At 56.7% G+C, this 21,676-nt stretch carries 24 protein-coding genes; 10 read left to right on the top strand and 14 right to left on the bottom strand.

Translation table 11 applies throughout. From position 1 onward, the window contains the following. Nucleotides 1-879 (bottom strand): CPBP family intramembrane glutamic endopeptidase, encoded by an 879-nt coding sequence (locus tag BMY44_RS12870; RefSeq protein WP_165611843.1) that lies wholly within the window; start codon nucleotides 877-879, stop codon nucleotides 1-3. Nucleotides 880-996: 117 nt separating this feature from the next. Between BMY44_RS12870 and ilvD the strand changes: the two genes are divergently transcribed. The 7 genes from ilvD to BMY44_RS12835 all read left to right on the top strand — a co-directional run bounded on the left by ilvD (nucleotide 997) and on the right by BMY44_RS12835 (nucleotide 7,980). Then, nucleotides 997-2,730: a dihydroxy-acid dehydratase gene (gene ilvD, locus BMY44_RS12865; RefSeq protein ID WP_089995520.1), complete on the top strand. Its 1,734-nt coding sequence runs from the start codon at nucleotides 997-999 to the stop codon at nucleotides 2,728-2,730. 16 nt (nucleotides 2,731-2,746) lie between these two features. Beyond that, nucleotides 2,747-3,340, top strand: coding sequence for a dihydroxy-acid dehydratase (locus BMY44_RS12860; protein ID WP_242650560.1), 594 nt, complete (start codon nucleotides 2,747-2,749; stop codon nucleotides 3,338-3,340). Between the two features lie 93 nt (nucleotides 3,341-3,433). Continuing rightward, on the top strand, nucleotides 3,434-4,207 hold the full coding sequence (locus BMY44_RS12855) for a DUF6478 family protein (RefSeq protein ID WP_089995515.1): 774 nt from the start codon (nucleotides 3,434-3,436) through the stop codon (nucleotides 4,205-4,207). 9 nt (nucleotides 4,208-4,216) lie between these two features. Then, entirely contained in the window at nucleotides 4,217-4,585 is a 369-nt protein-coding gene (locus BMY44_RS12850; RefSeq protein WP_089995512.1) for a hypothetical protein, read from the top strand. A gap of 105 nt (nucleotides 4,586-4,690) precedes the next feature. Next, nucleotides 4,691-6,715, top strand: coding sequence for an NADPH-dependent 2,4-dienoyl-CoA reductase (locus tag BMY44_RS12845; RefSeq protein WP_089995509.1), 2,025 nt, complete (start codon nucleotides 4,691-4,693; stop codon nucleotides 6,713-6,715). Beyond that, the gene (locus tag BMY44_RS12840) at nucleotides 6,715-6,930 is read left to right on the top strand and encodes a TIGR03643 family protein (protein WP_089995506.1); all 216 of its coding nucleotides are present in this window, start codon (nucleotides 6,715-6,717) and stop codon (nucleotides 6,928-6,930) included. Before BMY44_RS12845 ends, BMY44_RS12840 begins: the two co-directional genes overlap by 1 nt. Nucleotides 6,931-7,074: 144 nt before the next feature. Next, complete coding sequence (locus tag BMY44_RS12835; protein ID WP_089995503.1) at nucleotides 7,075-7,980, top strand: LysR family transcriptional regulator; 906 nt, start codon at nucleotides 7,075-7,077, stop codon at nucleotides 7,978-7,980. 121 nt (nucleotides 7,981-8,101) lie between these two features. On the opposite strand, the gene BMY44_RS12830 is transcribed toward BMY44_RS12835, so the two are convergent. From BMY44_RS12830 to BMY44_RS12815, 4 genes are read right to left on the bottom strand one after another with little or no spacing between them, the layout of a single operon-like run. After that, nucleotides 8,102-9,025: an OmpA family protein gene (locus tag BMY44_RS12830; protein ID WP_089995501.1), complete on the bottom strand. Its 924-nt coding sequence runs from the start codon at nucleotides 9,023-9,025 to the stop codon at nucleotides 8,102-8,104. Next, on the bottom strand, nucleotides 9,022-9,585 hold the full coding sequence (locus BMY44_RS12825) for a peroxidase-related enzyme (protein WP_423219752.1): 564 nt from the start codon (nucleotides 9,583-9,585) through the stop codon (nucleotides 9,022-9,024). The genes BMY44_RS12830 and BMY44_RS12825 overlap by 4 nt, the downstream gene beginning before the upstream one ends. 5 nt (nucleotides 9,586-9,590) lie before the next feature. Then, a complete protein-coding gene (locus BMY44_RS12820) occupies nucleotides 9,591-10,310 on the bottom strand; it encodes a GNAT family N-acetyltransferase (protein ID WP_089995495.1) in 720 nt (239 codons plus the stop codon). Continuing rightward, a complete protein-coding gene (locus tag BMY44_RS12815; RefSeq protein ID WP_089995492.1) occupies nucleotides 10,303-11,025 on the bottom strand; it encodes a competence/damage-inducible protein A in 723 nt (240 codons plus the stop codon). The genes BMY44_RS12820 and BMY44_RS12815 overlap by 8 nt, the downstream gene beginning before the upstream one ends. Nucleotides 11,026-11,064: 39 nt before the next feature. On the opposite strand from BMY44_RS12815, the gene sfsA reads away from it, so the two are divergent. After that, entirely contained in the window at nucleotides 11,065-11,763 is a 699-nt protein-coding gene (gene sfsA / locus BMY44_RS12810; RefSeq protein WP_089995490.1) for a DNA/RNA nuclease SfsA, read from the top strand. Between the two features lie 135 nt (nucleotides 11,764-11,898). Beyond that, nucleotides 11,899-12,705 carry a type I methionyl aminopeptidase gene (gene map, locus BMY44_RS12805; protein ID WP_089995488.1) on the top strand — a complete coding sequence of 269 codons (807 nt, stop codon included), beginning with the start codon at nucleotides 11,899-11,901 and terminating at the stop codon, nucleotides 12,703-12,705. 55 nt (nucleotides 12,706-12,760) lie between these two features. Here map and BMY44_RS12800 read toward each other — a convergent pair whose 3' ends face one another. Genes BMY44_RS12800 through BMY44_RS12790 form a run of 3 tightly spaced genes read right to left on the bottom strand, consistent with a single transcriptional unit; the run spans nucleotide 12,761 to nucleotide 15,167 of the window. Further along, nucleotides 12,761-13,408, bottom strand: coding sequence for an HAD family hydrolase (locus BMY44_RS12800; RefSeq protein WP_089995485.1), 648 nt, complete (start codon nucleotides 13,406-13,408; stop codon nucleotides 12,761-12,763). Further along, complete coding sequence (rsmD, locus tag BMY44_RS12795) at nucleotides 13,405-13,965, bottom strand: 16S rRNA (guanine(966)-N(2))-methyltransferase RsmD (protein ID WP_089995482.1); 561 nt, start codon at nucleotides 13,963-13,965, stop codon at nucleotides 13,405-13,407. Before rsmD ends, BMY44_RS12800 begins: the two co-directional genes overlap by 4 nt. Then, the gene (locus BMY44_RS12790) at nucleotides 13,962-15,167 is read right to left on the bottom strand and encodes an NAD(P)/FAD-dependent oxidoreductase (protein ID WP_089995479.1); all 1,206 of its coding nucleotides are present in this window, start codon (nucleotides 15,165-15,167) and stop codon (nucleotides 13,962-13,964) included. The genes rsmD and BMY44_RS12790 overlap by 4 nt, the downstream gene beginning before the upstream one ends. Nucleotides 15,168-15,250: 83 nt before the next feature. Between BMY44_RS12790 and BMY44_RS12785 the strand changes: the two genes are divergently transcribed. Continuing rightward, entirely contained in the window at nucleotides 15,251-15,739 is a 489-nt protein-coding gene (locus tag BMY44_RS12785) for a peroxiredoxin (protein WP_089997158.1), read from the top strand. Between the two features lie 18 nt (nucleotides 15,740-15,757). Here the strand turns inward: BMY44_RS12785 and BMY44_RS12780 are convergent, their stop codons facing one another. From BMY44_RS12780 to BMY44_RS12755, 6 genes are read right to left on the bottom strand one after another with little or no spacing between them, the layout of a single operon-like run. Continuing rightward, nucleotides 15,758-16,039 carry a 4a-hydroxytetrahydrobiopterin dehydratase gene (locus BMY44_RS12780; RefSeq protein ID WP_089995476.1) on the bottom strand — a complete coding sequence of 94 codons (282 nt, stop codon included), beginning with the start codon at nucleotides 16,037-16,039 and terminating at the stop codon, nucleotides 15,758-15,760. Then, on the bottom strand, nucleotides 16,036-17,217 hold the full coding sequence (locus BMY44_RS12775; RefSeq protein WP_089995473.1) for a GNAT family N-acetyltransferase: 1,182 nt from the start codon (nucleotides 17,215-17,217) through the stop codon (nucleotides 16,036-16,038). The genes BMY44_RS12780 and BMY44_RS12775 overlap by 4 nt, the downstream gene beginning before the upstream one ends. Before the next feature lie 31 nt (nucleotides 17,218-17,248). Continuing rightward, a complete protein-coding gene (locus tag BMY44_RS12770) occupies nucleotides 17,249-18,001 on the bottom strand; it encodes a glycerophosphodiester phosphodiesterase family protein (RefSeq protein ID WP_089995470.1) in 753 nt (250 codons plus the stop codon). Beyond that, on the bottom strand, nucleotides 17,998-18,462 hold the full coding sequence (locus BMY44_RS12765; RefSeq protein WP_089995466.1) for a RidA family protein: 465 nt from the start codon (nucleotides 18,460-18,462) through the stop codon (nucleotides 17,998-18,000). The genes BMY44_RS12770 and BMY44_RS12765 overlap by 4 nt, the downstream gene beginning before the upstream one ends. A gap of 52 nt (nucleotides 18,463-18,514) precedes the next feature. Further along, complete coding sequence (locus BMY44_RS12760) at nucleotides 18,515-19,819, bottom strand: HlyD family type I secretion periplasmic adaptor subunit (protein ID WP_089995463.1); 1,305 nt, start codon at nucleotides 19,817-19,819, stop codon at nucleotides 18,515-18,517. Further along, the gene (locus BMY44_RS12755; protein WP_089995460.1) at nucleotides 19,816-21,555 is read right to left on the bottom strand and encodes a type I secretion system permease/ATPase; all 1,740 of its coding nucleotides are present in this window, start codon (nucleotides 21,553-21,555) and stop codon (nucleotides 19,816-19,818) included. Before BMY44_RS12755 ends, BMY44_RS12760 begins: the two co-directional genes overlap by 4 nt. Between the last annotated feature and the right edge of the window lie 121 nt (nucleotides 21,556-21,676).

The raw sequence follows: 21,676 nt of genomic DNA, 5'->3' as shown, positions 1-21,676 counted from the left end.
TCAGTCGCGCAAAACACGCCTGAGTATGGCCCAGGTTAGCACGGCAATCCCGATATCAATCAGAAAAAGCGATGGCGGCAGTTCCTTGACGGAATACGGGGTCGTCATCCAGACAAATCCGTTCAATTCCCCCTTATTGCCAAGGAAGTTCATCAACATGAAGTTATTGGCAAAATGCCAACCCCACGCGGCACCGATATTTCCGGTCACGCGCGTCAGATCTGTCCATAGCAAACCGGTCACGGTGATTGCGGCAATTGCAAACCAAGTCAAATCCCCCATCATTTGCGGATTGTAGTGCAGCAGGCCAAAAGCCATGGCCGGCAGGGCGAACCAGATGATCCAGCTTTTGAACCGTGCCCCGAGTTGCTGCAAAAGATAGCCCCGAAATAGAAGTTCTTCGGCACCGGTTTGAAGCGCGATCAGCCCTGCGGCCACAGGCAGGAAGGCAACAACCGATGTCAAAGAGTTGACGGCAATGCCATCGTAGAAATACGACCAGATGCCGAGAATGCAGGCTTGCAGGGCACCGAACACACCAACGGCGATCACAAAATGCCGTATCATCGGGCGGATCGGTCCAAAAAGCCCGATTGGACTGCGTTGGTGCACCAGCACTGTCGCGATCATCACACCAAGAACCGCACCGGAAAAGCTCAGCAGGATCAGTGTCATGGTCAGACGTGAATTGCCGCTCATCAACGACCTGATCGCTGTGTCGGGATCGCCCGTTGGTTCTGCTGCTATTGCAGCAAGCCCGGTCGCGAATACAATGATAAAATAGATGATCCCGATCACGATAATTCCAAGGATCAGTCGCCAAATGGCGGCACTTGGATGTGCCGGCGCGATAAAGCGTTCAAAATTTTCTGTGCGCATGATCATGGGCGCTTTGCTGTCATGGGCCGTGACGCGCTGCAAGCCCGTCAGTTCCGTCTTGTGTCGGCCCGTTTGCCAATTTAGACCCGATCCAACAGATTTCAGAGGGGACACGCCATGCTCAAAGGCAAAGCAGACAAGTCGAAACTTCCCAGCCGCCACGTCACCGAAGGGCCATCACGCGCGCCACACCGGTCTTATTTTTATGCGATGGGTCTGGACGAAGTGGCAATCGACCAGCCGTGGGTCGGTGTCGCCACCTGCTGGAACGAGGCGGCACCCTGTAATATCTCGCTGAACCGCCAGGCGCAGGCTGTGAAGCTTGGTGTCAAAAAAGGCCTTGGAACCCCCCGTGAATTCACAACGATCACTGTTACCGATGGTATCGCGATGGGTCACGAAGGTATGCGCTCCTCGCTCGCATCGCGCGAGGCGATTGCAGATACCGTTGAATTGACGATGCGCGGTCACTGCTATGACGCGATTGTCGGGCTCGCGGGCTGCGACAAATCCCTTCCGGGCATGATGATGGCCATGGTGCGGCTGAACACACCGTCCGTCTTCATCTATGGGGGGTCGATCCTTCCGGGCCGCCTTCATGGCAAGGACGTGACGGTGCAAGATGTATTTGAAGCCGTCGGTCAGCATCAGGCCGGCAATATGTCAGATGAAGAACTTGCAATCCTAGAGCGGGTCGCATGCCCGTCTGCGGGTGCATGTGGTGGTCAGTTCACGGCCAACACGATGGCCTGTGTGTCCGAAGCTGTCGGTTTGGCTTTGATGAATTCTTCAGGCGCACCTGCACCGTATGAGTCCCGAGACCAGTATGGTGTCGCGTCTGGCGAGGCGGTGATGAACCTATTGGAAAAGAATATCCGCGCCCGCGATATCGTCACCCGCAAGTCGCTTGAAAATGCGGCGCGTGTCGTGGCCTGCACAGGTGGATCCACCAATGCCGGTCTGCACCTGCCCGCCATCGCGCACGAAGCGGGGATCGATTTTGATCTGTTCGACGTCTGTGAAATCTTCCGCGATACGCCTTACTTCGTTGATCTCAAACCCGGCGGTCAATATGTGGCCAAAGACCTTTACGAAGCTGGCGGCGTTCCTGTTGTAATGAAGGAATTGCGCAAGGCAGGCCTGATCCATGAGGATTGCATGACTGCATCTGGTCGCTCCATGGGCGAAAAGCTGGACATGATCACAGGTGAGGCTGATGGCCGCGTCATTTATCCTGTCGATGCGCCGCTTACGCCAACTGGTGGGGTCGTCGGCCTGAAGGGTAATCTGGCACCGGAAGGCGCCATCGTAAAAGTTGCCGGGATGGCGACGCAGGAACAGCAATTCACTGGACCCGCCCGCGTATTCGAATGTGAAGAAGACGCCTTTGCGGCGGTAAAGGCGCGCGAATACGAAGAGGGCGAAGTGATCGTTATCCGCAACGAAGGCCCCGCAGGCGGCCCCGGTATGCGCGAAATGCTGGCCACGACCGCAGCTTTGTCGGGGCAAGGCATGGGTAAGAAAGTCGCGCTCATCACGGATGGTCGTTTCTCGGGTGCAACCCGTGGTTTCTGTGTGGGCCATGTCGGACCGGAGGCCGCACACTGCGGTCCAATCGCGCTGATCGAGAATGGGGACATGATCACAATGAATGCCGTGACGGGCGAGTTGTCTGTCGATCTGTCCGACGAAGAGTTTGCAAAGCGCAAAGAAGCTTGGAAGGGCCCGAAGGCGACGATCTATTCATCCGGTGCGCTTTGGAAATACGCGCAGCTTGTCGGTGCGACGCGCTATGGCGCGACGACGCATCCCGGTGCGAAAAACGAAAGCCACATCTACATGGACCTTTGAATTCATGGGGCGTTTGGTGTTTTCAATTGCACTTGCTATGGCCTTGGCCGGTTGCGATGGGCTGGACTTTGGCGGGCAGGCCGCGCCAGTAAAACGGGCGGCCTTGCTGGGTGGTGCCGTGGGCGTCCAAGGACCGGAGGGATATTGCGTCGATATCAACGACAGTCGTCTTGTGCGGGGGTTTGCAATCCTTGCACCCTGCGCGACCCTTGGTCTGTCGGGTGCCGTGAACGTATCACGCCCTGCAGTCATCACCGTTCAGGCGGGTCGGATCGGCACGGCAGCTATCACCGGTTCAGAACCGGCTTTTGCAGGTTTGCTTGAGACACCGGCAGGGGCCGCATTGCTAAGCCGCTCTGGTGACCCTGCGACGGTCGAAATCATTGAAACCGGATCATCCGCTAACAAGGTAACGGTCTATTTCGAGGACAAAGAAGGCACACCGGTGCCTGGTACGCAGAACCGTGAATGGCGCGCGTTCGTTGATATCAACGGCCGCCTCGTGACGATTTCTGCACGGGGTTTGCAGGTCGCGCCGCTGGCTGCGGAGGCCGGAAAAGGCCTGTTGAACGAGGTCGTGGCAGCGATGATGAACGCAAACGCTGCATAATTGCCAATCTTCCTCTAGAACTGTTTCCTTTTCCGCAACAATTTGTCAGATATAGGAAATCTGCCCCACGTCTTTCGGAAATGGAACGCACAGATGGCGTCCAGCAAGTTTGGAATGTTAGATCGGCTATTGCACCGGCGCGAGATCGCACGCTGGTCCAAAGCCGCGCGGCAAGCCAATGATGCAGAGCTTGAAACGCTCCGCTTGCAGCGACAGCATGCACGACAGTTGCGCGGTAAACTTGAACACCTGATCCATGTCGCTGACAGCCGTCTGGCTTTGCCACGGATTGGGTCAAACGCGTTTTCGCGACCTGGCGGAACGCTGTGGTCGTGGCGTCCTCAGTTGTGGCGTGGCCCGCTCGGGCAACGCGGCTTGGCGGCGGCTGCCAGCAAGACGCCGCTTGGTGAAGAGGTGGTGCTTTATCATGATTGCAAGATCTCGGAACTGACATTGCGGCAAGTGCGCAACCTGCGTGAAGAAGACCTCGCGCCTTTTGGGCTGCAGATGGACGTTTTCCGCTTTGACGGCAGTTTCCTGTCGCTTGTTCTGGAAATGCCCAAGAAGGCGGTCGACGGTTTGCAACGACGCCACCTGATCCAGTTGCGCACGATCCTTGAAACTGAAAAAGCAATCGAGGTTTTTGCCAGACTGAATATCAAGCATGGACCGAATACCGAACAAATCGTGCTCGAACTCCCGGTCGACAAGGATGAAATCGTCGTTGAGTTCGATCTTGCCTACTCCGATCTCAATGAAAAGCGGGTCGAGAAGATGTGGGTCGATCTCATTTTCGAGGGGCCAGAAATGAACCAAATCATGATCAGAGACATCACCTTCTGTCGCTATCCAAGAGCAGAATTGTAAGGACAGGACATGGCTGGACTGCAACTGACCAAAACGAAACTCATCGGCGGTGTCTGGGAAGGCGTGCTGACAGGGGTGAAAGGTGAAGAGCCTCCTACGCTGACGCTGAGCCACCTGAACGAAACGTTAGAGGGGCCAGACATCAGCAAAGAGGCGGATCAATGGTTCGTCAGGGTGGCGATTCCTACCGACCGGATCGCGGATGGCGTGCAGACCTTCATCATCGCCGAGGCGGAGTCGGGTGAAACGCTTGCCAGTTTTGCGCTGCTGTCCGGTTCTGCGCTGACTGACGACATTCGGAGTGAAATTGATCTTCTGCGCGCCGAACTTGATATGCTCAAACGGGCGTTCCGTCGTCATTGCGTTGAGACGATGTAGTTTCGGTCGCTGATCTTCTGCGGGAAACAGGTTTGACCCCACGTTGCAGGTGACGTTTGCCTCTCGATTATTCATGCTACATCCCAAGTCTCGGGAGGAATATGAATGGCCGACTATCCGCATCTGCTTGCACCGCTTGATCTAGGTTTCACGACGCTGAAGAACCGCGTGCTGATGGGATCAATGCATACGGGGCTGGAAGAGACGAAGGACTGGAACCGCGTCGCGGAATTCTACGCGGAACGCGCGCGCGGCGATGTGGCGTTGATGGTGACCGGTGGTATGGCCCCGAACCCGGAAGGCGGCGTTTTTCCCGGTGCGGCTGGCCTCTACACCAAGGAAGACATCGCAAACCACAAGATCGTGACGGACCGCGTGCATGCAGCGGACGGCAAGATCGCGATGCAGATTCTCCATGCCGGGCGGTATGCCTACAGCGCGAATTGTGTCGGCCCCTCTGCTATCAAATCACCGATTTCTCCATTTCCTCCGCGAGAGCTTGACGCGGAAGGCATCGAAAAGCAGATCGCGGACATTGTGACAGCAGCTTTACGTGCGCAAGAGGCCGGCTATGACGGTGTCGAGGTGATGGGATCCGAAGGATACTTCCTCAACCAGTTCCTTGTCACGCATACCAACAAGCGCACCGATGCATGGGGCGGTTCGTACGAAAACCGCATGCGTCTGCCCGTCGAAGTTGTGCGTCGTGTACGCGAAGCGGTCGGCGAAGAGTTTATCGTGATCTATCGTCTGTCGATGATCGATCTGATTCCGAATGGTTCAACCTGGGACGAAGTCGTCATGCTGGCGAAAGCGATTGAGCAGGCTGGTGCGACGATTCTGAATACAGGCATCGGCTGGCACGAAGCACGGATACCGACGATTGCCACGTCTGTTCCGCGTCGCGCCTTCAGCTGGGTGACGAAGAAACTGATGGGCGAGGTCTCTATTCCGGTCATTACTTCGAACCGGATCAACATGCCGGATGTCGCTGAAAACGTGCTCGCCGACGGCTGCGCTGACATGGTCAGTATGGCGCGCCCATTTCTTGCCGATCCAGAGTTTGTCGCAAAAGCAAAGGCAGGCAAGGCTGCGGAAATCGCGCCGTGCATCGCCTGCAACCAAGCCTGCCTAGATCACACGTTTTCGGGCAAGCTTTCCTCCTGCTTGGTCAATCCGCGCGCCTGCCACGAAACCGTACTGACGATCGAACCTGCATCCGAGGTCAAAACAGTTGCCGTCGTTGGGGCCGGACCTGCAGGGCTTTCTGCGGCGATCACAGCGGCTGAACGCGGCCACAAGGTGACGCTCTTCGATCAGTCGCAAGAAATCGGCGGTCAACTTAACATGGCAAAACAGGTGCCGGGCAAAGAAGAATTCTGGGGACTGGTTGACTATTACCAGACGATGGTCGCCAAGGCCGGGATCACGCTGCAACTCGGCATGACCGCAACGGCGGCTTTGTTGGCAGATTTCGACGAAGTCATCATCGCAACGGGTGTCCTGCCGCGTGATCCCGAAATTCCCGGTCAGGACGGCGAGAACGTCCTCTCATACATTGATGTCCTGCGTGGGAAGAAACCTGTCGGCGACCGTGTGGCGATAATCGGGGCTGGTGGAATCGGCTTTGATGTTGCTGAATTTCTTGTCACCGACGAAAGCCCGACGGAGGATCTGGACGCGTGGCGCGAAGAATGGGGCGTGGGCGATCCTGCCGAGGTGCGTGGCGGTTTGCGCCCCGAAGGGCCGCAACCTGACAAACCCGTGCGACAGGTCACATTGTTGCAGCGCAAGGCACAAAAGCTTGGCAAGAATCTTGGCAAGACAACGGGCTGGATCCACCGTGCAGGTCTTCAGATGAAGAACGTCGAAATGATAGGCGGGGTCAATTACGAGAAGATTGACAGTGATGGCCTACATGTCTCGTTCGGGGTTGATCGCAATGACCCAAAAGTCATTGCAGTTGATACGGTTGTACTTTGTGCGGGCCAGCTGCCCGAACGATCCCTTGCCGACGAAATGATCGCTGATGGGCGAAAAGTGCACATCATCGGTGGTGCGGATGTCGCCGCTGAACTGGATGCAAAACGGGCTATCGATCAGGGCACACGCCTAGCGGCGACACTTTGATGAGCAAGCTTCCGGACCTGAGTGAGGCCGCGAAAAGCGAAGTGATCGAGATGGCGCTTTCAGATCACATCGCCTTTGCTGATATCAAAAAACAGCACGGCCTGTCGGAAAAACAGGTCAAAGAATTGATGCGCGAAAACCTCAAACCGGGCAGCTACAAAGCCTGGCGCAAGCGGGTCAGGACATTCGGTTCCCGGCGCGAACACTATAAATAACCTGTAAACAAACAGCACCAATTGGTTTCGATAGGGGCAACAGTCCCTTTCAAAATCGCGGTATTGTCAGGCATTCGTCCCATTCCTGCCCGATTTGACCTGCAAACATCGTCCTCGTAAGAGCACTAACGCAGAGGAACGGGCATGGATCGCCTCACCGAAATGGAAGCCTTCGCTACGGTCGTTGACCAAGGCGGCTTCACAGATGCGGCCAAGAAGATGGGGATTTCAAAATCCGCCGTTTCCAAGCACGTATCCTCCCTCGAAGCGCGCCTGGGGGCCCGCCTTTTGAACCGGACGACACGCCGTGTTAGCCCGACAGAAATCGGTTTGGCATACTACGACCGCGCCCGTCGTGTGCTGAACGACGCAGGTGAAGCTGACGCGCTGGTAACATCCATGCAATCCGCGCCGTCAGGACTTTTGCGCATTTCGGTGGCAACCGATTTTGGCGTGAACCATCTGTCGCCAGTGCTCGGCGAATTTCTGACCGAATTTCCGGATATCACGGTCAACATGGTGCTCAACAACCGTTACGTCGAATTGATTTCTGAAGGCTTCGATATGGCGGTGCGGATCGGTGAACTCGAGGACAGTACTCTGCGAGCCCGTAAACTCACCGAAACGACCCGGCGCATGATCGCATCCCCTGCCTATTTTGAGGAATATGGTCGCCCGGAAAAGATCGACGATCTGAACGAACACAAGCTGCTACACTATTCCAATCAAGCCAATTCCGCCGTCTGGAAACTAACCGCACCCTCTGGTGAGCGGCGTCAGGTCCGTACCGCTGGCTGGCTGACAGTCAACGATGGGCAATCCCTTTTGAACGCCTGCGTCGGCGGGCTTGGAATCGCCTACCTGCCCAGCTTCCTTTACGCCGATGCGATGAAGAAAGGCCTTGTCGAAGAGGCCATCCCTGATTTGCCTGTTGAAACGCAAGGCATTTACGCGGTCTATCCGCCGGGTCGTTTCACGCAGCCCAAAGTCCGCGCTTTCATTGATTTTCTAGTCCACGCCTTTGCCGAAAAGGGCCCAGACATCTGGTAAGCTTCACTTGATGCTCTCCGCATCTCACTCTAGCGCGGCCCTTCGGGTCGCGCTTTTTTTGTTCAGCGGGAACGGCGGACCGCGCTTTCTAGCCTAACCGGGACCCATATTGCACGTCCGGTTAGTCTCCAGTCGACGTTACGATGACTTCGACCCTCCGGTTTGCGTCACGGCCTTCTTGTGTCAGATTATTGCCGACAGGTGACAGATACCCCATGCCTTGGGCGTCAAGTTGCCTGCGCGGGACGCCGTAGTCGCTGACAAGCCGCTCCAGAACAGATCCGGCGCGGCGCTTTGACAGGGCGATATTACCCTCCAGCGATCCCTCAGCGTCGGTATGACCGACGAGGGCCACCTGCACATCGGGATTGTCGCTGAGAAAATCCGCCAAAGCGGCAAGGGCGGCGTTCTCACCCTCATTCAGTTGCGCTGATCCGGTCGCAAAAGTCAGCCCATCGAGGATCGCATAGCCTTCTGTTTCAAGGGCTGCGTCAACGGATCGGCTGGCTGACGACGCGTCTGCGCGCGCGGGCGCACCGGTCGCTGTCGCAGCGGCGGCGGTATTGCCACCGATCTGAATGACCTGCACGTAACCCGCCGTGCCGGTTTGGCTGGCAAGCAGGCTGATACCGACTTCAGATCCTGTGTCATCAGCTTTCCACGCGGACAGAAACCGGAAATCGGCAAGATTGATCTGCAGTGCCGGCGCAGGCAAAGCCAAGGTTTCAAAGCGGAAATCGAACCCACCACAACTATCTGTTTCACATTCAAAGATGATTTCGAAACCGTCGTTCAGAAGCTGTTCGCGCAGGGGACGAAGCAGTTGCAATGATGTCAGGCCAACGGCATTGATGCGCCAGGCCTGCTGCACCATTTCGCCCTCGACCGGCAAAGTCGGGATTGATCCGTCCCACGGACCGGTTGGCAGCGCATATTGCGCATCGGATACGATGATCTCAGCGCTCATCTCCGCGTTTCCGGGAAATCGCAGCGCCTCGGCACTGGCCGCGTTGGCAAGAAACAAAAGAAGTGCCGCGCGGATCATCGTGCTTGTGTGTGATACTCGTCATTAGGGCGCATATCTGTGGCCGAAGCGACGCGGTTGGTCATATTATAAAAGCCTGCGACATTGGCGATGTCCCAGATGTCCCGATCCGTAAAGCCGACATCGCGTAGCGCCTGCCGGTCCGACTCGACGATCTGCGCACTTGCGACCGTCATTTTTTCGGCGAATGTCAGCATTGCTGTCTGACGCGTATCAAGAGATGCGACACGCCAATTCATGACAATCTGTTCGCCAAGCATTGGATCACCGGACAAGGCGCGCACCGCTGCGCCATGTGCGGTTAGGCAATAGTAGCACTTGTTGATTGCGGAGACGCAAACCGCGATCATCTCACGTTCGAGTTTGCTGAGACCGGACGGCCCAAGCATCATGTCGTTATACATCGCAGTAAATGCGTTCAGCTTATCAATATCAGATGCATAGGCTTGAAGCACATTGGGGATCATCCCCAGTTTTTCCTCGCAGATATCAAAATATTTCTGCGTTTCGGGCGGAAGCGGATCGGCCATCGGCAGATCAAGGGCGGTTGGTTTGCTCACGCGCGTCACTCCGGAAGTTTGCGATAATGATACTGTCCCACAACATCCATCCCGAGGGAAGCGTAGAGCGGGTTGGCGGCAGTGTTTGCCTGCGTCGTTAGCAAGGCAAGATGTGTCATGCCGCGATCTATTGCCCAAAAACCTGCCGCCGACATCAAGTATCGGGCTAGCCCTCTGCGCCGGTATTCAGGCAGCACTTCGACCGCGTGAACCATCGCGATGTCGTTCTCACAGGCCACATAAAGCGTTCCTGCTGGCCGGTCGTCGACCCGCCCGAGAATCGTGGCTTTTTGCCCCTTTGCCCGCTCCATGATCGCGATGCGTTCCGGCCCGATGCCTCCCGCCGCCCAGATTTCTTGCTGTACCGCCAACGGTGGCCAAGTCACGAAAGTGGATACCGGAGGGGGCCTTTCTCGCGCGATTTCAGTGATCGGACACAAATAGATTTGCGTTTTGTCATGCGGGACGTACCCAGCCGCTGCCAGTTGCGTATCGAGTGCGGTATTGCCGAAACGTATCATGAATCGTGGCGTCTGGTCCCACGCACGCATCGCTTGTTCGGAATTTGCCAACTCATTTGGGGTAAGTGAACCTGGTGCCGTCGCAGCGCTCACCCGACTTCCGCCGCCAAGACCTCGTCGGATCGTCACCTGACCGACCTTGCGTATTTCAGCCGCAGGCCATGTTGCGTCGATCACGGCGTAAAGTTTTGCGAGGTCACGCAAACAGCGTCTCCAGTCGGATCATGGCACGATCGAGCTGGTTTGTATCCTGTCCTCGCACAACGATATTCGATCCATATTGACCCGTACTTTGCTGGAACGGATAGGATCCAACAGATAAGTCCGGAAATTCATCTGCGAATTCGCCTAGTGGTCCTGCGATATCGCCTTCACCTCGATCAATCCGCAATGTGCGCGACAACAGCGGTTTTCCGGTTGTCAGCTTCGTCAAAAGACTTGCAACCATAGCCTGAAAGACCTTCGGCACACCTGCCATGACATGCACATTGCGCAGCGTAAATCCGGGGGCCGTGCTGACAGGGTTGTCGATCAACGTTGCCCCATCGGGAATGCGCGCCATGCGCAGACGGGGTGCATTTAATTCCTGGCCTGATCGATCGTAATGGGCCTGTAACAGCGCACGCGCATCGTCTCGTACGTCGATTGGAACATCGAACGCCGCTGCAATGCAGTCAGCAGTAATGTCATCATGCGTCGGACCGATCCCGCCCGAGGTGAATACGTTATCATACGCCGACGACAGCGCACGGACGGCATCGACAATGGCCACGCGTTCATCGGACACGATGCGCACTTCTTTGAGGTCAATACCAACCCCCGTCAGTTCGTTTGCAAGATAATGCATGTTCGCATCCCGCGTGCGGCCTGACAGGATTTCGTCGCCAATGACCAGCATGGCAGCACTCGGGTTTGACATCGGCTTCTCCTTTTTTCTGGGTGTTGATATAGGCGGGCTATGAAATTTGCCACGCCTCTTGTGCCCGCCCGCCTGATCAAACGATACAAGCGATTTTTGGCAGACGCGACGCTGGATGATGGGACAGAGATTACCGCGCATTGCGCCAATCCGGGAAGCATGATGGGTTTGGCGGCACCGGGTACACGGATCTGGCTGGAACCCAACGATGACCCAAAGAAAAAGCTGAAGTACGGATGGCGATTGGTCGATCATGAAAATGGCCATTTCACCGGTGTTGACACTTCTGTTCCCAACCGCGCACTACGAGCGGCGCTGGAATCCGGGCAAGTACCGCGGCTGCAAAGCTACAACACGGTGCGTGCAGAGGTGGGCTATGGCGAAAAAAGCCGCATTGATTTCCTGCTCAGTGGTGACGGCCCGGATTGCTATGTCGAGGTGAAAAGCGTCACCTTGTCCCGCAACCGGGGGCTGGCCGAATTTCCTGATAGCGTGACGGCACGTGGTGCAAAACATCTGGGCGAGCTTGCCAAGATGGCCGCGGAAGGGCATCGCGCCATGATGTTCTATCTCGTGCAGCGCACAGACTGTGATCGTGTCAGCATCGCGGGCGATCTGGATCCGAACTATCTGTCCGCTTTCCGCGCCGCCACCGGTGTCGAAGTGCTGGCGATGGATTGTGAGATTGGACCGGAAGCGATCACGCTTCGCCGAACGTTGCCATTTTCGATCGACTGATGGCGGACCACCAGAGGAACACCTTCCAACGTCCAGTTTGACCATCTGGCGGCAACTCGGCTAATTGGGGGCGATGGCTGGTTTTGGGCTGCAGAATCCCCTATGTGGCCTCTGACAATTCCAAAGGTGTAACCCGTGCAGACAAATTCCGGCCGATTGACCAAAGACGGTATCCGCATTCATGAAGCAGCTGACTTTGCAGGAATGCATGCTGCTGGACAGTTGGCGGCGCGTATTCTTGACGATATCGGCACTCACGTCTTTCCAGGTCAGACGACTGGGGAACTTGACCGGTTGATTACGCAATGGGTGGCCGATGCGGGCGCGACCTCTGCCACGATCGGTTACAAGGGTTACAAGCACGCAAGCTGCATTTCTGTAAACCATGTCGTCTGCCACGGAATTCCCGGCGATAAGGTCCTGAAAGAAGGCGACATCCTGAACATCGACGTGACCGTCATTGTCGACGGCTGGTTTGGGGATACCAGCCGCATGTACGTCGCAGGCAAAATTTCCCGCAAGGCCGAGCGGCTTGTGCAGATCACGCATGATGCGTTGATGAAAGGGATCGAGGCAGCAAAACCCGGGAATACGTTTGGCGATATCGGGGCGGCAATCCAGACTTATGCCGAATCTCAACGCACTTCCGTTGTCCGGGATTTCTGTGGTCATGGGTTGGGGCGGGTGTTCCACGCGCCACCTAACGTCCTGCACTATGGTCGCCCCGGCACGGGATCGGTTCTGGAAGAAGGCATGTTCTTCACCATCGAACCGATGATCAATCTGGGTCGTCCGGAAACCAAGGTGCTGGCCGATGACTGGACAGCGGTGACACGCGACAAGTCCCTGTCCGCGCAATACGAACATTCCATCGGAATCACGGCGGACGGCGCTGATATCTTCACGCTGTCACCGGGCGGGCTTTTCAACACGTTCGGCTGACACGGCGAAGTAGCAACGCAGTTGGCACAGTCTTAAATAGCAATGGCGGGACGCGCTAGCGCGCTGAGAGCAGCTGTGTTGCGATATCTGCCATGCTGTGGATCGGGATTGCACCGATCATCGAAAGCTCTTTCGTGCTCCGCCCTTGGGTGAAACCATACGTCTTCACACCTGCTGCAATACCGGCACGGCATCCGGAAACGGTATCGTCGATGAATACGGTTTCAGAGTCACGGGCCCCCGCGACTTTCATGGCGTGAAATATCATGTCCGGTGCGGGTTTGGGCCTGAAGTGCTCGCGTGAAAAAATCCAGCCATCTAACCGGTCCCAAAGTCCCGACGGGGTCAGCGTGATTTGCATCTTCTGCATCGGTCCGTTGGACGCAACGGCGCATTGCACGTTCGCGGCTCGCAACTCATCGAGCAGGTCGAAGAGCCCGGGAAAAACCGGGACGCCTTTGGCCAGTTCTGCGAAGATCAGCGCATAGATTTCATCAAGCCATTCGTCGGGTAACTGTGCCCCTTCGCTTTTTGCAGTTTCAAAGACTCCTTGCATCGTGCCGCCGCTGAATAGCCTGTCGACCTCATCCACCGGGATGGGCAGGCCGTATTTTGCAAGGTTTTGCGAAATCACGGCAGACGTGATTGGTTCGCTGTCGACCAGTACGCCGTCACAATCGAAAATGACAAGCTTCAGGGTCATGTGTCGGCTTTCATGAACGTGATCCAGCTGTCGCCATAGCGGCGCTGGTCCAGAATGGTACAGCCTGGCGGGGCAATCTGTGCGGAACTTTCCTCCCAGACGATCAGAGCTTCGGAGGCGATCCAGCGCTGGGCCTTTGCGTGTGCAAGTGCCGGGCCGCCGCGGTTTTGGCCGTAAGGTGGGTCGATAAACACCAACACGCAAGGGTTGGGGGCTGTGGGCAGTTTCTGCGCATCGCTGCCAATCAAAGTGCAATCCGGTTCACGTCGAAGTTTGGCGATATTGTCGCGTATCAGTTTTTGGGCCACGCGCCCGCTATCGACGAATGTGACATGTGCGGCCCCTCGTGAAAGGGCTTCGAGCCCCAGCGCACCGGTTCCGGCAAAGAGGTCAAGCACGCGTGCACCGCTGATGGGATCACCGAACCGCCCACTTTGCAGTACGTTGAACAGACTTTCGCGGACGCGGTCCGTGGTTGGGCGCAGATGTGCTGCCGCGTCGCCCTTGCCGACGGCAGAAAGCTGTGTGCCGCGATGGGTGCCCGCGATAATCCTCACGCTTTCAATAGCGCTTTCATGTCGGTGTTTGGATCCGCAATGACAGCCTTGTCGGGGCTCTTGCCAGCTTCGATTAGTCGCTTGCCAATCATATAATTGCGCGGGTCGTTCATCGCATCGACAGCAATCAGTTCGTTATGCTTGTAATACCAATGCGACTGGCCATCCCCCTTTTTGACGATGACTTCCGTATAACCAAGGTTCAGGCCAGCGATCTGCAACTTGCAGTCATATTGGTCCGACCAGAACCATGGTTTTGGCACAAATGGTTTGTTCTGACCCATCATGTTGCAGGCAACGATTTCAGCCTGATCGATCGCGTTGCCGACGCTTTCGATACGGATGCGCTGTCCATTCCAATCGCATGATGCGCAATCACCAGCGGCCCAGATGTGCGGGTCTGACGTGCGCCCGAACGTATCCGTGGCAATGCCGTTGTCGATAGCAAGCCCTGCAGCATCAGCAAGAATCGTGGCCGGGTGGATTCCGACTCCGACGACCACGAAATCCAGATCAAGGATTGTGCCATCGTCAAGTCGCGCACGGGTCACTGCACTGTCTCCCAGTAACTCTTCCAAGCCAATGCCTTCCAGGATTTTAACCCCGTGGCTTTCGTGCAAGGTCCGGAAATAGTCAGAGGTTTCTGGTGCCGCAACCCGTTGAAGAATACGGTCTGACATCTCGATCAGGGTCACGTCCACGCCACGCTTTTTCGCGACCGCCGCCGCTTCAAGGCCAATATAGCCGCCACCAACGATCAACGCCCTGGCCCCCGCCTTGAAGGCGGGCGCCATACGGTCAGCATCGCTTAGATCGCGGACTGTAAAGACGTTCTCAAGCGAACCGCCAATGCGTGCAGGCAGCTCGCGCGGATGCGCCCCTGTTGTCAGCGCAAGCGCGTCGTAGTGCAATTCCTCGCCCGAGTTGAGCGTGACGACCTGTGCGGCCGGATCGATCCCAACGGCGCGTGTGCCAAGCTTGAGCGTGATGTTATGGTCCGCATAATATGCCTCTGGCCGTAGAAACAAGCGTTCTTTCGTCATCTCTCCCAGCAGATAGGCTTTGGACAATGGCGGCCGCTGATAGGGTGGGACGCTTTCACCGCCGATAAGTGTAATGTCACCGTCAAACCCCTCTGTCCGAAGTTTGGCCACGAGTGACGATCCGGCTTGCCCGGCACCTATAACAACAAAATGCGTCATTCGTTTGCGTCCTCGGTGGTGCTTTGTGTGGGTCACCCTATATGTCCTGCATCACAACGCAATTCCGAATGGGGGTCCATTTCATGGCAATTTCTACGGGCGACACACTACCTGACGCCAACCTACTTCACGTCGGGGCCGACGGCCCTGCAGCAGTCAATCTTGCGGACAGGCTGAATGGTCGCAAGGTCGTCATCTTTGGACTTCCCGGTGCCTATACGCGAACCTGCACTGCAGCACATATGCCAAGTTTTATTCGCACCAAGGACCAATTCGCAGCGAAGGGCGTGGACGAAATCATCTGCGTGACGGTCAACGACCCATTCGTTTGCGATGCGTGGGCTGACAGCACGGGCGCTAAGGATGCTGGAATCACTGTTCTGGCGGATGCCGATGGCGCATTCACCAAGGCAATCGGCATGGATTTCACGGCCCCGCCAGTTGGTTTCTATGGCCGTTCAAAGCGTTACACGATGCTGATTGAAGATGGCGTCGTGAAAGTGCTGAACGAAGAAGCCAGCCCCGGCGAATGCGAGATATCCGCAGGCGAAACGCTACTGGACGCAATGTAAGCATTTCGGGCGCGCGTGCTACTTTGCAAGCGCGTCCATTTTTTCGGCAAGCTTGGCGTCTAACTCGCTCAGCCCGTCGACATCATGGGTTGTCAACGTCACTTCTACCTTCTTGTAAACGTTGAACCACTCGGGGTGATGGTTCAGTTTTTCGGCCCAGATCGCCGCCTTTGTCATAAAGCCGAAAGCCTCGATGAAATTCTTGAATTCGTACGTTTTGGTGACGGCATCGCGACCGTCGACCAAGGTCCAACCTGCATCTGTCAGCGACTTGCGCCCGTCGTCGTCAAGTTTGGTCATTGTTGCTCCTCTCGTTGTTCTTTTCTGAACGGACCATAACTGGTCAGCACTTCGATTTCGTGATCGATCGCGTTCTTCTCTGCTTTCAGATAACGGGCAATTGCGTCCCGAAAGCCCGCATCTCCGACCCAATGAAGCGAGTGCGTCGCGGTTGGCAAATACCCTCGCGCCAGCTTGTGCTCGCCCTGTGCGCCAGCTTCGACACGTTTCATGCCGTGCGCGATCGCATAGTCCAGTGCCTGATAATAGCACAGTTCGAAATGCAAGCAGGGATGGTGTTCGGTACAGCCCCAATATCGCCCAAACAAAGTCTCGCGTCCAATAAGGCTCATCGCGCCCGCAACCGGCGTGCCGTCGCGCACAGCGAGGCTAAGCAGGATGTCGTCGCGTAAGGTTTCATGTGCAATGTCGAAAAAGTCGCGTGTCAGATAAGGCGTTCCCCATTTACGGTTGCCGGTATCCTGATAGAACTGCCAAAAGGCATCCCAGTGTTCAGGGCGTATCGCATCCCCCGTTAAATTGACGATTTCGCCACCGAAACCCTGCGCCGTCGCACGTTCCTTGCGGATGTTTTTTCTCTTTCGGCTGGATAGGCTGCCAAGGAAGGTATCGAAATCGCCATAATCATTGTTCAGCCAGTGGAATTGCTGGCCAACGCGCCCCAGCAAGCCCATTTCCTGACCTGCGAGTGACTCAGCCTCAGTGCAAAACGTCGCGTGAACCGAAGAAAGTCGGTTGTCGTTGGCGATCTGGATGGCACCCTGCAGGATCGCGGACATACCAACCACATCAAAACCAGGGCGGGTGAGGAACCTGCGCCCTGTCGCCGGCGTGAAAGGCACTGCAATCTGGAGTTTGGGATAATACTGCCCACCGCCGTTTTCATATGCATGCGCCCAGTTATGATCGAACATGTACTCACCCTGACTGTGCGTCTTGGCATACATGGGCGCGACGGCAATCACGCGATCGCCTTGCTTTGCGCAAAGATAGTGTGGCTGCCAGCCAGTGCCGCGTCCGACAGAGCCCGACTCTTCCAATGCCGAAAGAAACCTGAATGTCGTGAAGGGATCGGCAGGACGAGCAGACCCCGCTTCGGGGCACGCACATGCATCCCAATCGCCTTTGCCAATCTCGCGGATTGACGGATGCGTCGTGATTTCAAGGGCTTCGGTCATGCCAGACTAACTGGCAGCGGATCGGCTGTGGTCAAGCCAGATAGCCTTCAAAAGTGATGTTATCCGCAATCTTGCGGGCTTCAGCCTCTTGCGCGGGCGATTTGATCGTCCATGTCAGCACCGGATAACCGGCTTTCTTCACCCGGCGGACGTAGCCACGGTCAAGGTCTTTACGGTCATGGCTAATGAAAGAGGCATCAACATCCGCAAAGTTCGGAATTTTGCGCAAGCCGTGGCGGACCAGCTTCTTGAGCGTGGGCCAGTCCTTGCGCTTGTAGCGGCATGTCGTCAAACCGCGTGGCGTATCGGGAAGCAGTTCACGCATCGCGGCCACGGAATGCGGATTAAAGGACATCACGGCAACGTCACCTTGATAATCACGCAAAAGGTTTGCCGTAGCCATTTCCAATTTCCCAACGTTCGGACCCATACCACCATCCTGATCCTTGATCTCGATCAGAAGCGGCACCTGTCCGGAAACCTGCGCCAGCACGTCTGACAAGGTTGGAATGGCATCGCCATCATGCAAAAGGGCGATCGCAGAAAGTTCGAGCGCCGTCTTTTGTGCGACAGCCCCGCGTATGCCTGCCAGCCGTTCCAGATCATAGTCGTGAAAAACCATGGCCTGTCCGTCCTTTGAAAGTTGCAGGTCAAGTTCGATGCCATAGCCGTGTCCGATCGCTGCTGCGAAAGCGCCGGGGCTGTTTTCGGCGCGTCCTGCCGTCACATCGTGCAGGCCACGGTGTGCGAACGGACGTGCAAGGAAAGAAGACGGTAGTCTCATGAAATTTCGAATATGCCTTCGATTTCGACGGCAACGCCCAGTGGCAGGGCGGCTGCACTGACGGCAGAGCGCGCGTGCTTGCCCTTGTCACCCAAGGCTTCGACCATGAAATCCGAACATCCGTTGATGACTTTCGGCTGATCGGTGAATTCCGGTGTGGAATTGACGAACCCGGTTAGCTTGACCACGCGCACGAGCCGGTCAATATCGCCATCACAAGCGGCCTTGAGCTGTGCAAGCAGGGATATCGCACAGGCGCGGGCGGCAGTTGCACCCTGTTCGGCAGACAGGCTGTCACCCAGCCGACCTGTAATCAGGCTGCCATCGGATTGGCTGATCTGGCCTGAGACGTACACAGTATTGCCCGTGATAACGAAGGGCACATAGTTTGCAGCGGGGGCAGGGGCGTCTGGCAGTGTGACGCCCAATTCAGCAAGCCGCGATTCAATAGCAGATGTCATGGCAGATCTCCGGTGTTTCCACCTTGCTACCCGCCCTGCGTAACAGGATCAATCAGGACTCGCGGAATGCCTTGGCAAAGTAGTCCGCAAGCGGCTTGATAAGATAGTCCATCGGACTGCGATCGGCCGTGCGCACGAATGCTTCGACCGGCATGCCGGGGATCAGGGTGGTGCCCTCGGGTAACCTGTCGATTTCGCCTTCCATCATCTGAACTTCCGCACGGTAGTAAGACACGGGACTTCCTTCATCCTGAAACGCGTCAGCGGAAATCAGGGTCACTTGCCCGCGCAGTTCGGGGGTCCGTCGCTGGTCCAGTGCCGAGAACCTGAGGGTTACATCCTGCCCGACATGGATCTGGTCAATGTCGGTCAGTTGCACTTGGGTTGCGATCACTAGAGGCCGGTCCTGTGGCACAAGGAACATCACAGGATCGGCGGCCCGTATGACAGAGCGGGGCGCAAATACCTGCAAGCCGTAGACGATTCCGCTGACAGGTGCACGAATGTCGAGCCGGTCAAGTTGCTGGCGCAGGGTGCGCCGCCGTTCCGACAGCTCAAGTTCGTTGAATTGCAGGTCACGCAGGCGGGTAATCGCCTCCTCGCGGCGCGTGGTCGTCAGGCCGAGTATCTGGATCTCAATTTCCGTCATCCGCTCGCTGGCTTGCGCAGCCTGCGCCGTCAGTTCGCCGGCGCGTCCCAGAAGGTTCGCTTCTTCACGACGCAGCGCGAGAACCCGGCTGGCCTGTGCCAATCCACGATCCAGCAGTGACTGCTGATCGGTAAGTTCCTCGGCGATCAGATCGCGCTGCTGGTTCAGGGCCTCTTGCTGCGCGGCAATGCCGTTCAGTTGGCTTGCGATTTGTGCGCGCTGCTGTGTCAGTTGTTCGGTTGCGCGGCTGACACTTTCTAGGCGCGCCACAAAAAGCCGCATCTGCCCGTCCATGAGTTCAGCAGCATCGTCGCCGCCGTCCAGAAGGGTCGAGTCGAAAACGATCGTATCCGAACCATCCCTTTCGGCTTCCAGTCTGCCCCTGCGCGCAAGGATTTCAAACAACTGCCCTTCGACGACCGCAAGTTCAGATTGCAGCACCGAAGCATCAAGGCGGATCAGAAGATCGCCCTCGGCAACCGTATCACCTTCGTCGACGATGATCTCCGCGACGACGCCGCCATCCGGATGCTGGATCACCTGCCGATTGCGATCAACTTCGATCTGGCCCGAGGCGATGACCGCGCCATTGATCTGCGCCATGACCGCCCAGGTACCAAAGCCGCCAACCAGAATAAGCAGTGCCAACAGGCCGACGATCATGGGACGGGTCGTTGACCAGCGTTTCTTATGGTCGGAATTTGTCATGATACGCCTCCGGCTTGGCCTTTGGACTGCGTGATCTGGTCGTGGTTCTTAACAATCTCTCGCAGAACATCGTCCTTGGGGCCAAAGGCGCGTCGCGCACCGTTTTCAATCATCAGCAAAAGGTCGCATTCCTGGATCGCAGCAGGGCGGTGCGCCATGATAAAGACGATCTTACCCTCCTTTTTGGCGGCACGGATTGCGTGATTGAGTGCGGTCGAACCGTCGTTGTCGAGGTTGGAATTCGGTTCGTCCAGCACCAGCACAACAGGGTCACCATACATGGCCCGTGCCAGCCCCACGCGCTGGATTTGCCCGCCTGACAGTCTGCCGCCATTCGCGCTCACCCGCGTGTCGTATCCGTCGGGCAATTGCAAAATCATTTCGTGTGCCGCGGCTTTCTTGGCGGCAACGACAACTGCGGCATCATCCGGTGTCATCGACATCCGCGCGATATTCTCCTTGATCGTGCCTTCGAACAGCTGAACGCGCTGTGGCAGATATCCGATGTGTTGTCCAAGCACGTCAGGATCGTACTGATCGAGTGCCGCTCCATCCAATCTGATCTTGCCGCCTGCGGGTCGCCAAAGACCGGTTAGCGCACGCGCTAGCGATGATTTTCCGGCACCTGATGTGCCGATCACACCCACAGCCTGACCCGGCTCGACCTTGAAGGAAATCATCCGCAGTGACGCCTGCTGTTCGCCGGGCGGAATGACGGTAACCTGATCCGCAACAAGCCGCGCTTGCGGCTTGGGGAGTGCCGTGCGGGTTTCTTCGGGAGGGATCGCCCCGAGCAGGACAGCCAAATTGCCCCAGCCTTCGCGCCCCTTCTGGAAAACCGCCCACTGGTTGACGATCATTTCAATCGGGGCGAGCGCCCGACCAAGCAGGATAGAGCCTGCAATCATCGCCCCCGGTGTCAGTTCGTTCTGTAGCACAAGATATGCACCAAGCCCGAGCATGGCTGACTGCAGGAACAGGCGGAACGCCTTGGTTCCGGCGGTGAAGGATCCTGCGGCGTCTGCTGCTCCGATGGTCGCATCAAGCGATTCCCCGCGGGCAATCTGCCAGCGATCAAACGCGGCCTCGCGCATGCCAAGAGAGTGAACCATCTCGCTTTCCGACCGGATTTGCGCACCCATCTGTTCAGACTGGAATGACGCGGCATTGGCGCGTTCTAGCGGCTTACGCGTACTCAACTGGTTAAATAGGGCCACTGCGATCAGGATCGTGCCGCCGATAAGTGCAAGGATTCCCATCAATGGGTGAAAAATGAAAATGCCAAAGAAAAAGAGCGGTGCCCAAGGCAGATCGAACAATGCCATGAGTGCGGGGGAGGTGATAAGGCGTTGTACGGCTTCAAGATCGCGCAAACCGGTTGCTGCTTCGCGCGGTGCGCGCGATAGCGTCGTCGCCTTCAGCACAGCGCCGAAAACGCGACGGTCAAGCTGTGCCTGAAACCGTGCCCCGACCCGCGCCATCACGCGCCCGCGCACAAAGTCGAGAATGCCCATACAGCCGTAAAGGAAACCCACAAGGACCGAGAGCGCGATAAGCGTTTCAATGCTGCGCGAACCAAGCACGCGGTCATAGACGTTCAGCATGTAAAGCGGACCCGTCAGCATCAGCATGTTCACAAAGAAACTGAAAATGCCCACCATCCAGTAAAGCGAGCGGCTTTCGCGGCGTGCGGCGAGCAATTCTGCACGGCCTTTTCTGGTCATCTCGTCTGCCATGCGCGTTTTTCTGCCTTTGTCTGATCGATCGTCTTGTTGATGCTGCTGTGATTAAACGAAAATGCCTTTGAACTTCATCACTATTCAGGCGGGATTGCAATTTCCTGCCGTGGGGGTCACA

Origin of the sequence: Cognatiyoonia koreensis (genome assembly GCF_900109295.1) — a bacterium.
In the GTDB taxonomy this organism is placed as follows: domain Bacteria; phylum Pseudomonadota; class Alphaproteobacteria; order Rhodobacterales; family Rhodobacteraceae; genus Cognatiyoonia; species Cognatiyoonia koreensis.
Note: the sequence above shows the minus strand (reverse complement) of the source record. Positions and strands in the feature narration are given on the sequence as shown.